The following is a 13770-nucleotide window of genomic DNA, read 5'->3' as shown; positions in this document are numbered from 1 at the left end:
GCGTATTTCAAACGAATGTTTCAATCAAGGCCGGGCGCCGTTCAGGGCCTATGACCGTCAAGGTCCAGGTCTTTGCAGAATTGTGCCGGCTGACAGGGAGAGAGCGATGGAAGACTGGCTGGGTGAGATCCTGACCTTTTTTGTTCAGCTACTGCTGGTGGCAGGGGTCGTGCTGTTGGCGCTGATCGTGCTTGCCCGGGCCAAGGCTGGCGGCAGTGTACCCAGGGAGCAACTCAGGATCGAGGACCTGGGTCAGCGTCAGCGTCAGTGGCGCGAGCGTTTGGTACAAGCCAGGACAGGCACAGAAAAGCGGTCTCGTCTGCGCTGGCCGTGGCGTCGGGATACCAAGCCCAGGCAGGACGAAGGCGTGGCATCGAACGCCACCACCTGGGTGATCGATTTTCATGGCAACCTCAAGGCCAGCGGCGTGGACCGCCTGGCTCGCGAAGTGTCCTTGCTGCTTGGTGTGGCTAAGGAAGGGGACGAGGTGGTCATTCGGCTGGAGAGCCCCGGAGGCCTGGTCCACACCTATGGGCAGGGGGCGGCGGAACTGCACCGGCTCACCGAGGGGGGCCTCAAGACGACGGTCTGCGTGGACAAGGTGGCGGCCAGCGGCGGCTACCTGATGGCGTGCAACGCACAACGCATCCTGGTGGCCCCGTTTGCGGTAATCGGCTCCATCGGGGTGGTGGCCCAGATCCCCAATATCCACCGCCTGCTCAAGCGCCATGACGTCGATGTGGAGCTGGTGACCGCCGGGCGCTACAAGCGCACGCTCACCGTGCTGGGCGAAAACACCGAGGAAGGCAGAGACAAGCTGCAGGCGGACCTCGACGCCATCCATGCCAAGTTCAAGGACTACGTCGACCAGCGCCGCTCCGGCGTGGATATCGACGCCGTGTCTACCGGCGAGGTCTGGTACGGAGAAGAGGCCGTGTCCAGAGGGTTGGCGGATGAGGTCACCACCAGCGAGGCTTATCTCAGCAAGGCGATGGAACGTGGCAAGGTGCTGAGCCTGAGGCTTGCGGCGGTGCCATCACTGGCCGAGCGTCTTGGTTTTTCCGCCTCTGGCATGGTCGAGCAGGCGCTCGATCGGGTGGAAGAGCGTGTCGATGCGTCCGGCTGAGAGCATCGGTAGGCGAAGCCCGCGTCGTGGTTCGTAATATTGGATCGCAATATTGGATCACAATGCTGCCTGACCTGAGCCGCCCCAGCTCCGCCTGCCCGTGTCGTTCTGTCCATCGAGCGAGCCCGATGCCCTCCAGTGAGGGCTATCGGGTGCGAAGCGCCTGCAAAGTCTGTGGTCGCGCCTCAGTCGTCGTTGGCTGCGTTCATCTTGACGATGGCGGCGATCATGATGCTCGCGCTGTCGCCTTGCAGCGAGTAGTAGATGGTCTGGGAGGAGCGCCGAGTACTGACCAGCTCGGCTCGCCTGAGGATGGCAAGGTGCTGGGATAGGGCCGACTGGCTCAGGCTCAGGCGTTGATTGAGCTCTGTCACGGACAGCTCGTTGCCTTCAAGTAGACACAGGATTCTTAGGCGATTGTCGTTGGCGATGGCTTTCAGCAGGCCGCTCGCTCTGTCTACCACGGCATCTCCACCCTCAAGCAGGCGGCCGGCAACACGTTGTGAGCTGTTCATCAGCACTCTCCCTTGCAGCGGTGACTGACACGAATTTCACCCGTTGGACGTCGTGGCGCTAGGCGCCACCCGAGATGGACGGCAATAGGGATCGAGGTGTTGTGCATGGATGGCTTGTCATCCTCATCGAAGAGATCCGCTAGTCGGATTCGGCGTATCCGGCTCCTCGGAATAGTGTTGGTCCGGGGCGCAGGACTCCTTTCATTTGGTCGCTGATGAAAGCCGAAGCCTTTCTTTCCGTTAGTGATTAAGAAACTTCTCAATAATAGCGCATTGTTGAAGTAAACGCGTCTTAAACGCGTGTTTGTGACCGTTTCGGCAGAATTAGATAATAAGTTTTTCAAAGTGTGTCCATCGCGTTGTTTCTTGTATTTGTATTTAGCAGACTGACAATATTGTGCAATATCAGGTTTCTCTAGGTATCCTGTATGGCACATCTGGTGCCTGGATCTGCAGTTATCTGATTTTGCCCGTCTACCCGGGGTGGCCTGTGGGTAAAGGGGAAGGGGTCGAGCAAGGGAGTGCTGGCAAGGCGCAGGCTTGTCTCGTATAATTTCTGCCGCAAAATTTGCACCCCACGCGGTGGCGCGAGACTTATCGCCATACGGCTCGAAATCTTGCGCCATCCAGAGGTATCGCAGCCAGGCGTGCCTGTAGCCGTATTGTGGTTGTTCCCAGGGTTCCCTCACCCCTTGCGAAAAAGGAATCATGATGTTCACTCTGTCCTTCGAACAGCGCCGTCGCCTGCTGGCGCTGATGGTCGTTTTCCATATCGTCGTTATCGCCGCCAGCAACTACCTGGTCCAGCTGCCGTTTACGGTATTTGGCTTGCACACGACCTGGGGCGCTTTCAGCTTTCCCTTCATCTTCCTGGCCACCGATCTGACGGTACGCCTGTTCGGCAAGGGGCCGGCGCGCGCCATCGTGATGCGCGTGATGCTGCCCGCGCTGGTGGTGTCGTACGTTGTCTCGGTGGTCTTCCCGCAGGGCGGCTTCGCTGGCCTTGCAGCCTTCGATGGTTTCGATCTGTTTGTCGCCCGGATCGCACTGGCCAGTTTCATGGCCTACCTGCTCGGACAATTGCTCGACGTGCAGGTCTTCGACCGGCTCAGGCGACTCAAGCACTGGTGGGTGGCGCCGGCGGCGTCGACCCTGGTCGGTAATCTGGTGGATACCGTGGCGTTCTTCTCCATCGCCTTCGAGGCTGGCCCTGACCCGTTCATGGCGCAGCATTGGCCAGAAATCGCAGCGGTCGACTACGCCATCAAACTTGCGATCAGTCTGGCCTTTTTCCTGCCCCTGTACGGCGTGCTGCTGCGTTATCTGAGCCAGCGACTGGTGGCGGTGACCGGCAGTCAGGACGTCTGGCCGGAGCAGGTCGCTCGGGGAGAGGGACGCTGATAAGGGCCTCGATCCCCGGCGGTTGAGCCTGCTGGGCCGGTGTTGCGATCTAGCCCCGCCCTGGTTTGCTATGGCTGTGCTTGCTGCCTGGCTCCGCGCCCCGCCTGGCACGTTCAGTACTATGCTGGTGTCGTGAAGTACGACGTTCTACCGGCTCTCTACCAACCTTCGATCGCTCAAAGGAGTGCAGCTATGACGGTTTCCCTGGAATATACGGACAGTGGTGGTCAGGGAGAGCCATTGGTCATCGTTCATGGCCTGCTGGGTAGCGCCGACAACTGGCGCTCCCATGTCAAACAGTGGTCGGGCGAGCGCCGTGTGATCGCCCTGGATCTTCGCAATCATGGCCGTTCTCCTCATGCCGAGGGTATGGACTATGACCAGATGGCCGAAGACGTGGCAGCGGTGATGGACCGCTGCGGCGTCACCAGAGGGCACCTGCTTGGCCACTCCATGGGCGGCAAGGTGGTGATGACCCTGGCCAGGCTTCATCCTGAGCTGGTGGCGTCGCTGATCGTTGCCGATATCGCGCCGGTCGCCTATGAACACCGTCACGATAGCGTCTTCAGCGCACTGCGGCGTGTCGAACAGGGTGAGCCTACCGACCGGCGAGAGGCCGATGCCTTGATGGCTGAGGTGATCGACGACAAGCCCACCCGCATGTTTCTGGCTACCAATCTGGTGCGCGACGACGATCGCGTACTACGCCTAAGGGTCAATCTCGATGCGATCGAAGCCGGCTACGGCCAGATCATGGCACCGCCCGGTGGCGAAGGAAGCATCGATGTGCCGACGCTGGTGTTGCGCGGTAGTCGCTCCGACTACGTCGCCGATGACCTGCTTGAGTCGCTGCGCGCCGTCCTGCCCAGGGCCGAAGTCAAGACCCTGGACGCTGGTCACTGGCTGCACACCGAGCGGGCGCAGGAGTTTCAGGAGCAAGTGGCCGAGTTTCTGGCCTCTCTGGACGACTAGCCACTGCAATCAAGGCGTCTGTGGTTTAGCCGGGGTCCTTGCCCAGGCGCGAGATCGGGGTCAAGCGTTCGACGATCTTCTGGTCATGTAGATAGCGCTCCAGGCGACGATAGCGGCCGTGATCCATGGCGCCGGGGCGCAGGCTGAGTCGGCGCCTGATGTCGGGCCAGGCCTCGGCATTGGCGGGGCTGTCCATGGTCGGCTCGAGTCGAGTCATGATCTCCCAGCTCGCGGCGGGATGGTCGATGATCCAGCGTGTGGCTTGTTCCAGTGCGTCGACGAAGGCGCGAATGGCGTCCTTCTGTGCCTGAAAGTGGTCTTGGTTGGCCACGACGACCAGGCCGTCATGCACCGGGATACCCAGTGTCTCGGTCGGCATGGCGCGGGTAGCGATGCCGAGATCGGCGAGCTCTCGCGGCAGAGACAGTGCCGCGCCGCCGATAAAGGCATCGATCCAGCCTTCGTTCATCGCGCGTATCACGCTGAAGTGCACGTCCTTGGCCTCGACATGGGACAGGTTCAATCCTTCGTGTTGAAGGATGGCCCTGAGCAAGACGTCTTGTCCCGCGCGCTGCGCGTAGCCGATCCGGTGATCGATCAGTCCCAGCACCGAGTCGATGTCCGCATCTTCGCGTACCAGCAGCGCCGACAGTGGCAATTCGCTCAAGGTGGCTACCCTGATGATGGGGCGCCCCTGGTCCACCAGCCGGTGCAGGGTCAGCTGGTCGGTCAGTGCCAGATCCGCCTGGGATGCCGCCACCAGCTTGGCAGGTACGTCGGGATCGGCGGGGGTCTGCAGCACGACGTTCAGTCCGCGCCGCGAGAACAGCCCCCTCTCCTGAGCCACCAGCAAGGCAGCGTGCTGCGGCCCGGGTGACCATTCCAGCACTAGAGTCAGCTCGGTGACCGGTGGCGGTGCGATCGGATCGGCAGGAGCCGCCGTGGCCGACGGTGCCACCGGCATCGCGGGCGTGTCGATACCGGGTCCACCAGGCAATCCACGGTAGCGCTCGAGGATATCGCTCACCACCGCCGCTTCGGCGCTTGTAGGGGGCGTTCCGCCAATCTGCTCGGAAGAAGTCTCGACCTGTTGCTCCTGGGCAAGGGGCGGCGCTGCCTGTTGCTGCGCTGCGGCTTCAGCGGGCGCCTCCGGCTCGGCCAGGGCAGGGGGCAACGCGCCGAGGCTTGCCAGCAGCAAGCTCAAGCCCGCAAGCCGGATTAGCCGGTGTTGCCTGGGCGACGACTTGGGCATCAACAATCTCCATGGGTCAGGCATTCGTACCAGCGCGCTAGTGTATCCAAGGGCGAGCTTCGTTCACCAGCGGCATCCATCAACATCCTGGTAATTCGAAGTGCGCTCGATGAATCACGTTACACTCGACAGATCGCGGCGTGGGGCCGGGCGTGAGACAATCATGATGAACGTTGCAAGGGATGCGCATGGATTCGATCAATAGTCTCTTTCTTCTGTGTGGAACGCTGATTGCGCTGAGTGTGCTGGCCAGTCGGCTTTCCGCTCTGGCCGGTGTGCCACTGCTGGTGCTGTTCCTGATACTCGGCATGCTGGCGGGTGAAGACGGCCTGCTGGGTATCGACTTCGACAATTACTCGCTGGCCTTTGTCATCGGCCATCTCGCCCTGGCGATGATCCTGCTGGATGGTGGCCTGAGGACACGGCTCAAGACCTTTCGTGTCGGTTTCAAACCCGCCCTGGGGCTCGCTACCGTCGGGGTCTTCATCACCAGCGGTCTGGTCGGTCTGCTGGCGATGTGGGTCTTCGATCTATCGTTGCTGCAGGGCCTGCTGGTCGGGGCCATCGTCGGTTCTACCGACGCTGCGGCGGTCTTCTCGATGCTCAGTGGCAGAGGGCTCAACCTCAATGAACGGGTCGGCGCCACCCTGGAAATCGAGTCCGGCACCAACGATCCCATGGCGATCTTTCTCACCCTGGTGCTGGTCGAGGCGCTGGTGGGGGACCTCGGTGGCCCCATGGACATGCTGCTGTTCTTTGTTCAGCAGTTCGCCATGGCCATCGCCATCGGGCTTGGCGCGGGCTGGCTGATCGGTCGCTTGCTGCGCTATGTGGATCTTGCACCGGGACTTTACTCGCTGCTGGCCCTGGCGTTGGGGTTCTGCGTCTTTGGCTTGACCAGTGCCCTGGGGGGCAGTGGCTTCCTGGCGATTTATCTGGCCGGATTGATGATCGGCAATCAGCCGGGGCGGCACCTCAACTTCATCTTGCCGGTGCATGACGGACTGGCCTGGCTAAGTCAGATCGGGCTATTTCTGGTGCTTGGCTTGCTGGTGACACCTTCGGCACTGCTGGAGGTGCTGTTACCAGCTTCGATCGTGGCCCTTGCGCTGATCTTCGTGGCGCGTCCGTTGGCGGTGGTGCTGACGCTCAAGCCGTTCTTCCATTTCCGCTGGCGAGAGGTAGGGTTCATTTCCTGGGTGGGGCTTCGCGGTGCCGTTCCCATTGTGCTGGCGATCTTTCCTGTCATCGGTGGCGTCGAGCAAGCCGGCCTCTACTTCAATGTGGCCTTCGCGGTGGTGTTGCTGTCGCTGTTGATCCAGGGCGGAAGCTTGCCCTGGATGGCACGCCGCATGAAGGTCATGGTGCCGGACAGTGCCACTCCCAATCATCGGGGGCCACTTGGCATCCTGCCTGAAAACGACTTCGAGATGTTCGTCTACAAGGTCGAAAATGCCGATCTCGAAGACGTCCCGATTCGGCTGCTGCGCTTTCCCTCAGGTGCCTTGATCTCTGCCCTGTTCCGCCAGCACGTGATGCTGCACCCCAAGGGCAGTACACAGTTGCGCATCGACGATATCATCTGTGTCATCGGCAAGAGCGACGATCTGCCAGCATTGAACCGGCTGTTCAACGGCGACGCCAAGCATCGCCAGCAGCGAGCCTTCTTCGGCACCTTTACCCTGGATGCGGACGCCAGGATGGGCGATGTGGCCGATGCCTATGCGTTGACCCTGAGCCCCGGCGAGGCCTCGCTGACACTGGGCGAATTCATGGGGCTACGCTTGGGCGGGCATCCGGTGGTAGGCGACGACGTCGACTGGCATGGCATCCACTGGGTGGTGAGCGAGATGGAAGGCAACCATATCACCCGTGTGGGTCTGCGCCTCTACTGAGGCGCAGCGTTCCAGTATCGGAAAGAATCGAGCGGAAAGCATCGAGCGGAAATAACCGGGCGGAAATTATCGAGCGGGGTCTGTCGAGAAAGCCCCTTGCCAAGATGCCCTGGAAGAGCCCGTCAGGGCACCAGCAACTTGAACTGCAGCGAAAATTGGTCTTCGGGCACGGCGTAGTCGTCGGCGAAGTTGTGTTCATACAGACCACTGATCTGCAGCGGGGAGTCTCCCAGCTTTACCAGTTTGCTGAGTCGGCCACCCACGGGCAGGCTGCTCCAGTCGCTGTGCTCCCAGTCGTAGGTGATGTTCATCTCCGAAGTGCCCACTGACCAGCCCTGGCCGAGCCCGAGATTGATGATGGGCTGCAGGATGCTCAGGTTGACGTCCTCGCGATCGTCCTCACCGGCGACACTGAAGATGTTCTGGTTGAAGGCGCCATACAGGAAGGAGCCCCGCGAGGCCGCAAACCCGACCGCCGGACCCAGACCCCACTGTTCGGCGCCACGATGCTCACCGCCGGTCGGCAGAAGGGCGACCACACCGAAGCCAGAACGACCCCAGGAGTGTTCGAAGGTGGTGAGGTCGAACACCGTAGAATCGCTAAGGCCGGTGGAACCGCCGGGATCCTCGGTCAGTGAGGGCACCGTCAGGCGAAAGATGTGCTGGTGGCCCGCCAGCCGGTAGGGCAGCGCCGTTCTGAACTGGACGATGTTCTGTGAATCATTGGTGCCGTGGACTTCCGGGCTCCAGGAATTCTGTAGCTGGAAGTTCATCAGTGGCGCAGTGGGGTCGGAGGCGGCCTGTCCGAGTTCCTGCTCGGCCAGGACGCCGGGGCTGATCGCCAGTGTGCCGATCAGCAGCGCGGCACCAACGGATCTGCTGGCTAACGGAACGTTCACCCTCAGGCCATTCTGTTCGCAGAGCTCGCCGCCCCGAATCCTGACTCTTCCCTGATGCATCCCGACATTCCCCCAGCCGATGAGAGAGCCCCTGCAACGCGGGCTCGATTGCTATTTCGGCATAGTGTAGTCGGTCTTGCATGTAATATGCGTTTTTGTGCTTATCTGCCGGCGGGCGGATCGGCAGGGTCCTTGTTGCCAACCGTCCCCCGGACAAACCTGTCCCAGGATTTACCAGGCCCCCTGGTCGATCATGGCATTGGCGACGCGCCTGAATCCCGCAATGTTGGCGCCCAGCACCAGGTTGTGGGGCTCGCCGAATTCCTCTGCGGTGGACGCACAGCAGCGATGGATATTGGCCATGATCGCCTGGAGGTGGGCATCGACCTTCTCCAGCGGCCAGATCTGCATGCTGGCGTTCTGCGCCATTTCCAGTTGACTGGTGGAGACGCCGCCGGCGTTGGCCGCCTTGCCGGGGGCGTAGGCGATGCGGGCCTCCAGCAGACGGTCCACCGCCAACGGCAGGGTCGGCAGGTTGGCCCCCTCGCATAGACACTCGAGCCCATTGGCGAGCATCGCCTCGGCGTCGGCCAGGGTGACCTCGCCCTGGGTCGCGCAGGGAAAGGCGACCTGGCCAGGGATGCGCCAGACGGCGTGGCCGTCGGCGGGGTAGTCGTCCAGCGCAATGAAGCGGGCCCGGGGGTGATCCTTCAGGTAGCCTTCAAGCGAGACGCGCTCGACCTCCTTCAAGCGCTTGAGAGCCTCCAGATCGATGCCGTCCGGGTCGTGGAGGCAGCCACCGGAATCGCTGCAGGTGACCGGCAGGGCATCCAGCTGATGGAGCTTCTCGATGGTATAGATGGCGACATTGCCCGCGCCGGAGACCAGGCAGGTCTTGCCGCGCAGTTCTTCACCCCGGGCTGCCAGCATGTGCTGGGCAAAGTAGGCGGCGCCGTAGCCGGTGGCCTCCTTGCGGCCCAGCGATCCGCCCCAGTCCAGCCCCTTGCCGGTAATCACCCCTTCGTGACGTCGCGTCAGTCGCTTGTACTGGCCATAGAGGTAGCCGATCTCTCTGGCGCCGACGCCGATATCGCCCGCAGGGACATCCACGGTGGGCCCAAGATGATCCACCAGTTGGGTCATGAACGCCTGGCAGAAGCGCATGATTTCCCCGTCGGAGCGTCCGCGCGGGTCGAAGTTGGCGCCGCCCTTGGCGCCACCGAGTGCGAGTCCGGTCAGAGCGTTCTTGAAGATCTGCTCGAACCCGAGAAACTTGATGATGCTGGCGTTGACGCTGGGGTGAAAGCGAAGGCCCCCCTTGTAGGGGCCGAGAGCCGAGTTGAACTGGACACGGTACCCCTTGTTGACCTGGATCTTGCCGTTGTCGTCGGTCCAGCAGACGCGAAACATCAGCTGGCGCTCGGGCTCCACCAGTCGCTCGATGATGGCGTGCTCGAGGTAGCGGGAGTCTGACTCCAGCAGAGGCCTCAGGGACGCCAGGATCTTCTCTGCAGCGGCATAGAACTCCGCCTGGGCGGGACTGGTGGCTTTCAGCCCTTCCAGAGTGTTGTGCAGGTAATCCACGGCCGCGTCTCCTTTCTTGAGGCTTCCTTCGGCGTTGTGCCGTCGCTGGCTCGTTCACTATAGGAGTGGGGCGGCTGGTCAGACAGCAGGATGCGCTTTATGGCGAATTCCAGATGCGTCTGACTTCGGCCGTAGTCAAACACCGTGACAAACGGCATCATTCAGACGATAGGGCGATGGTCGCCCAGCAGCTTTTCATGAAAAGGTCAGGCTCGATGAAACGATCCTATTTTCCCGTGGTACTGACGCTATTGCTGGCCGTCGGGCTGGGGGGCTGCGACGAGACACCCACCGGGCGTAGCCAGCTTGCCTTGGTGCCTGGCTTCGTGATGAGCGACATGGGGGGTGACGCCTTTGAGCAGATGCGAAGCCAGCTACCGCTTTCCACCGATGCCGCCATCAAGGCCGAGGTCCAATGTGTCAGCGACGCCTTGATCAAGTCCGCGCGGCTCGTCTATCCCAAGGTCGAGATGCCTGACGACTGGCAGGTGGTCGTGTTCGACAATCCCTCGCCAAATGCCTTTGCCTTGCCGGGAGGGCGCATCGGCGTGCACTCGGGGCTGTTGCAGGTCGCTCAGACGCCCGCCCAGCTGGCGGCGGTGGTCGGTCACGAGATCGCCCATGTGCTCGCCGACCATGGCAACGAACGATTGACCCAGCAACTGGGCATCAAGGCCGTGCTGCTGGTGGTAGGACTGATGAGCGAGGGCGACGTGGGTCAGGAGCCCTTGCTCCAGGCGCTGGGCATCGGCAGCCAGCTCGGTATCGCCTTGCCGTTCAGTCGTGCCCATGAGTCCGAAGCCGACGTGATGGGGCTGGCCATCATGGCGCGCGCCGGATTCGATCCCGGCGAGAGCGTCGCCCTCTGGCGCAATATGGCATCGGTTGGCGGTGATCAACCGCCGGAGATCCTGTCCACCCATCCGGGGCATCAGTCACGTATCGAAGGGTTGCGTGCCGAGATGGTGCAGGCCAAGGAGGTTTACAGAGGCGTTTCGCCCAGCCGCTGCTAGGGCTTGTCTGAAAAGTGCCTGCGCTCGGTAATACGGCGTTAAAAATCGGATCAACATGCTCATTTACACCCCGTAAACTGCGCTTTCTCACCGATTTTTGCCTTGTCTAACCTTCGCTCGTCGACTTTTCGGACAGCGCCTAGGGCTTGTGCGAAAAGTGCCTGCGCTCGCTAAGACGGCGTGAAAATCAGATCAACAGGTGGGTCAGACGTTGGTGGGCGTGCGGCCGAGCTTGTCTTCAAAGGCCAGGGCCGCGGCGGCGGCCCTGGCTTCGTCCTGTCCATCGTGGCGAGAGACCACCCGCCGTGAGGCGTTGGGAGAGGAATCCGAAAATGCCACCACCGCCCAGCGGGTGCGCTTCATTGTTCTTGTTTGATAACTCTCCACACGATAATGCTTCATGTCCATCCATCTCGGCATAGTTCACGGGTATGACCCTGATTGCCGATGTAAAGTTCGAAAGCTTCACCAATTAGAGCAGCTCGATCGTAAAGGCTTCTAGCTTGCCGCCAAAGGCGAAAGGGCGTCGCTCTGCGTAGTGGCGTGAGACGGGGGAGCCCAGATCGCGGCCCACGTCGAAGGTCTCGCTGGCGCTGAAGGCCAGGGGAACCGTCGAGGGCACCTGACCTTCCGCCGCGGTCTGCCCATCCACCTCGATCGTCACCTGCGCCGCTTTACCGGGCACCGGGATCCGGGTGGTGATGACGATGTCGTGGCTGCCCGGGGCCAGGGCGGCTGTGCGAATGCGGGTATTCTCCATCAGCAGCATATTGTACTCGTAGGTCAGCCTGCCCTGATCAAGATAGACGCTGAGCCCGCCGCCGGCACCCCCGATGGCATACAGCACGCCCTCGGCATCGCCCTGGCCGGTGTCGATACGCAGGCTGGCCCGGGTGCTCTGGCGACCAACGCCGGGGGCCGAAAATTCCGGCATGCGTTGGGTCGTCTGGGTAAAGGTCCAGTGATCGTAGCGCGTCTTGACCCGGTCCTCGGGGTGGACGCGAAGCCAGTTGCCCGCACCGGTGGGGAAGGCCTTGTTGTCCTCGGCGATATCCATGAAGCGTTGTTTCATCATGGCCAGTCGCTCAGGCTGAGCGTGGGCCAGATCTCTGGCCTGGGAAAAATCGCTTCGCAGGTCGTAGAGTTCCCACACATCTTCGGCGGAATCCCAGTCGGCGATCCGCTGTGCCGCGCTCGAGGTATCCCAGGGAACCAGCGGGCCAAAGGTACCGGCAAAGTAGCCATCCAGGTAGAGCCCTCGACTGCCGTTATTGTCGAAGAACTGGTGGTGCTTGCGTCCGGGGGCATCGGCGTCGTCGAAGGTGTAGGCCAGGCTGATACCGTCCATCGGCATCTGCGGGTAGCCGTTGACGACGTCCGGCAGCGGGATGTCCAGAATGTCGTAGAGGGTCGGGGCAATATCCACCACGTGGTGGAACTGGTGACGTACCTGCTCATCCGGTGCGATATGGCCGGGCCAGGAGATGACCATGGGGTTGCGGGTCCCGCCGAAATAGGCACCGAGCAGCTTGGTGCCCTTGAAGGGAGTGCTGCCCGCCCAGGCCCAGCCGGCGTGGTACATGTTTTCGGTCTGGGGGCTGCCGAGAACATCGAGGCCGCCCATGCGATCCAGTACCTCCAGCTGCTGGGCGACACTGCTGCCGATATTGTTCTGGGCCAGCAGTTCGCTGATCGAGCCGTGCTGGCCTTCGGCACTGGAGCCATTGTCCCCGACGATGTAGATGACCAGGGTATTGTCTCTGAGCCCCATTTCCGCCATGCCCTCGAGCAGTCGCTCGACCTGGCTGTCGGTGTGCTCCACGAAGCCGGCGTAGATTTCCATCAGGCGAGTCTGGAAGTCGCGCTGGCTCTCGGGAATCTCGTCCCACCCTTGCAGGCTGTCGTCGCGTGGCGTGAGTTCTGTGCCCGGCGGAATGATGCCCATCTCGAGCTGTCGCTGGTGGGTGCGCACGCGGTAGGCATCCCAGCCATCGTCGAACTGGCCGTCGTAGCGATCGGCCCATTGCGGTGCAACGTGATGGGGGCCGTGGGCCCCACCCGGCGCCCAGTACATGAAAAACGGCTTGTCCGGATCGAAGGCCCGGTAGTCGGCGAGCCACGCGAGCGCCTGGTCGGTCAGGTCCTCGGTCAGGTGGTAGTCGGGATCGTCTTCGGGGGGCTCGATATGCAGGGTGTCCACGGTCAGGCGTGGCTCCCACTGGGACGTCTCGCCCCCCAGAAAGCCATAGAAGTGCTCGAAACCATAGCCGGTGGGCCAGCGATCCTTGGGGCCGATCGCTGTCGTCTCGACCGCCGGGGTATTGTGCCACTTGCCGAAGGCGGCGGTGTGGTAGCCGTACTGCTTGAGCACCTCGGCCATGGTGGCGGCATTCTTCGGAATCACGCCGGTATAGCCGTCGAAGGCCACCGCTCGTTCAGCAATGGTCCCGGAGCCCACCCGGGTATGATTGCGACCGGTCAGCAGAGACGCCCGCGTGGGAGAACAGATGGACGTGGTATGAAAGCCGGTGTACTCGATGCCTTCATCGGCCAGGCGCGACAGCGCTGGCATCCTGATCTCGCCACCGAAGACCTCGGACACCCCGAAGCCCACATCGTCCAGCATGACGATCAGAACATTGGGGGCGTCTTCCGGCAGGTGGGACGGCTCGTCCGGCCACTGCATGGTGGCGTCCTGGAGGCGAGGTGGTACATCGCTCGGCATGGGGGCGGGGGCGAAGGGTAATAACGCTCCGTCCGTCTCGGGCCGACCGGTCTCGGGCTGGCTTGCCCCGACCGGGCCCGATACGGGAGAGAGCAGTACCAGGCCGGCGAGGACGCCGACCATGACTTGCATGGACCTCTGCATGACACACCTTCCTCGATAGCGGATTGCTGCGCATGGAAACGCTGGCTCGACGGGCGTGTCCCTGGCGACAATCGTTGCTGTGTTTCGGTAGCGACTCGTTCAGAAATCGTTGAGCGCCTATCACAGCAGGCCGAGCTATCGGCGGCGATAACACTGAGGGGAGATGACGCGACGTTATCTGGGGTGATTGACCCCGGTCAGGATTGCCGCATGGTCCTGGCAGGGGCATGGCTTATGCCGGGCA

11 protein-coding genes are annotated in these 13770 nt (G+C 62.1%); 5 read left to right on the top strand and 6 right to left on the bottom strand.

Annotation, left to right across the window (positions count from 1 at the left end):
• The first annotated feature begins 106 nt into the window (after positions 1-106).
• Positions 107-1126: a protease SohB gene (sohB, locus tag NFH98_RS10185; protein ID WP_349622635.1), complete on the top strand. Its 1020-nt coding sequence runs from the start codon at positions 107-109 to the stop codon at positions 1124-1126.
• Between the two features lie 185 nt (positions 1127-1311).
• On the opposite strand, the gene NFH98_RS10180 is transcribed toward sohB, so the two are convergent.
• Positions 1312-1641 carry an ArsR/SmtB family transcription factor gene (locus NFH98_RS10180; protein WP_045993715.1) on the bottom strand — a complete coding sequence of 110 codons (330 nt, stop codon included), beginning with the start codon at positions 1639-1641 and terminating at the stop codon, positions 1312-1314.
• 711 nt (positions 1642-2352) lie between these two features.
• Here NFH98_RS10180 and NFH98_RS10175 point away from each other — a divergent pair.
• Both NFH98_RS10175 and NFH98_RS10170 read left to right on the top strand, forming a co-directional pair.
• The gene (locus NFH98_RS10175) at positions 2353-3042 is read left to right on the top strand and encodes a 7-cyano-7-deazaguanine/7-aminomethyl-7-deazaguanine transporter (protein WP_045993714.1); all 690 of its coding nucleotides are present in this window, start codon (positions 2353-2355) and stop codon (positions 3040-3042) included.
• A 192-nt stretch (positions 3043-3234) separates the two neighbouring features.
• On the top strand, positions 3235-4014 hold the full coding sequence (locus tag NFH98_RS10170) for an alpha/beta fold hydrolase (protein WP_045993713.1): 780 nt from the start codon (positions 3235-3237) through the stop codon (positions 4012-4014).
• Positions 4015-4039: 25 nt separating this feature from the next.
• Here NFH98_RS10170 and NFH98_RS10165 read toward each other — a convergent pair whose 3' ends face one another.
• The gene (locus NFH98_RS10165; protein ID WP_052704430.1) at positions 4040-5266 is read right to left on the bottom strand and encodes an ABC transporter substrate-binding protein; all 1227 of its coding nucleotides are present in this window, start codon (positions 5264-5266) and stop codon (positions 4040-4042) included.
• Positions 5267-5454: 188 nt separating this feature from the next.
• Here NFH98_RS10165 and NFH98_RS10160 point away from each other — a divergent pair, with 188 nt between their 5' ends.
• Complete coding sequence (locus NFH98_RS10160; protein ID WP_349622634.1) at positions 5455-7161, top strand: potassium/proton antiporter; 1707 nt, start codon at positions 5455-5457, stop codon at positions 7159-7161.
• Between the two features lie 122 nt (positions 7162-7283).
• Here NFH98_RS10160 and NFH98_RS10155 read toward each other — a convergent pair whose 3' ends face one another.
• Together NFH98_RS10155 and gdhA are read right to left on the bottom strand one after the other, a co-directional pair.
• Positions 7284-8060: a hypothetical protein gene (locus tag NFH98_RS10155; protein ID WP_124804776.1), complete on the bottom strand. Its 777-nt coding sequence runs from the start codon at positions 8058-8060 to the stop codon at positions 7284-7286.
• 231 nt (positions 8061-8291) lie between these two features.
• The gene (gene gdhA, locus NFH98_RS10150) at positions 8292-9644 is read right to left on the bottom strand and encodes an NADP-specific glutamate dehydrogenase (protein ID WP_349622633.1); all 1353 of its coding nucleotides are present in this window, start codon (positions 9642-9644) and stop codon (positions 8292-8294) included.
• A 215-nt stretch (positions 9645-9859) separates the two neighbouring features.
• On the opposite strand from gdhA, the gene NFH98_RS10145 reads away from it, so the two are divergent.
• Positions 9860-10657 carry a M48 family metallopeptidase gene (locus NFH98_RS10145; RefSeq protein ID WP_045993710.1) on the top strand — a complete coding sequence of 266 codons (798 nt, stop codon included), beginning with the start codon at positions 9860-9862 and terminating at the stop codon, positions 10655-10657.
• A gap of 204 nt (positions 10658-10861) precedes the next feature.
• Here NFH98_RS10145 and NFH98_RS10140 read toward each other — a convergent pair whose 3' ends face one another.
• Together NFH98_RS10140 and NFH98_RS10135 are read right to left on the bottom strand one after the other, a co-directional pair.
• Positions 10862-11059, bottom strand: coding sequence for a hypothetical protein (locus NFH98_RS10140; protein ID WP_124804775.1), 198 nt, complete (start codon positions 11057-11059; stop codon positions 10862-10864).
• 70 nt (positions 11060-11129) lie between these two features.
• Positions 11130-13514 (bottom strand): arylsulfatase, encoded by a 2385-nt coding sequence (locus NFH98_RS10135; RefSeq protein ID WP_349622632.1) that lies wholly within the window; start codon positions 13512-13514, stop codon positions 11130-11132.
• Between the last annotated feature and the right edge of the window lie 256 nt (positions 13515-13770).

Source organism: Halomonas sp. H33-56 (genome assembly GCF_040147035.1).
Classification (GTDB): domain Bacteria; phylum Pseudomonadota; class Gammaproteobacteria; order Pseudomonadales; family Halomonadaceae; genus Halomonas; species Halomonas litopenaei.
Note: the sequence above shows the minus strand (reverse complement) of the source record. Positions and strands in the feature narration are given on the sequence as shown.

Excerpts from the sequence above, each read along its gene's own strand:
- NFH98_RS10145 (WP_045993710.1), top strand. The coding sequence starts at position 9,860 with ATGAAACGATCCTATTTTCCCGTGGTACTGACGCTATTGCTGGCCGTC.
- NFH98_RS10175 (WP_045993714.1), top strand. The coding sequence starts at position 2,353 with ATGTTCACTCTGTCCTTCGAACAGCGCCGTCGCCTGCTGGCGCTGATG.
- sohB (WP_349622635.1), top strand. The coding sequence starts at position 107 with ATGGAAGACTGGCTGGGTGAGATCCTGACCTTTTTTGTTCAGCTACTG.
- NFH98_RS10140 (WP_124804775.1), bottom strand. The coding sequence starts at position 11,059 with ATGAAGCATTATCGTGTGGAGAGTTATCAAACAAGAACAATGAAGCGC.
- NFH98_RS10180 (WP_045993715.1), bottom strand. The coding sequence starts at position 1,641 with ATGAACAGCTCACAACGTGTTGCCGGCCGCCTGCTTGAGGGTGGAGAT.
- NFH98_RS10165 (WP_052704430.1), bottom strand. The coding sequence starts at position 5,266 with ATGCCCAAGTCGTCGCCCAGGCAACACCGGCTAATCCGGCTTGCGGGC.
- NFH98_RS10135 (WP_349622632.1), bottom strand. The coding sequence starts at position 13,514 with ATGCAAGTCATGGTCGGCGTCCTCGCCGGCCTGGTACTGCTCTCTCCC.
- NFH98_RS10170 (WP_045993713.1), top strand. The coding sequence starts at position 3,235 with ATGACGGTTTCCCTGGAATATACGGACAGTGGTGGTCAGGGAGAGCCA.
- NFH98_RS10160 (WP_349622634.1), top strand. The coding sequence starts at position 5,455 with ATGGATTCGATCAATAGTCTCTTTCTTCTGTGTGGAACGCTGATTGCG.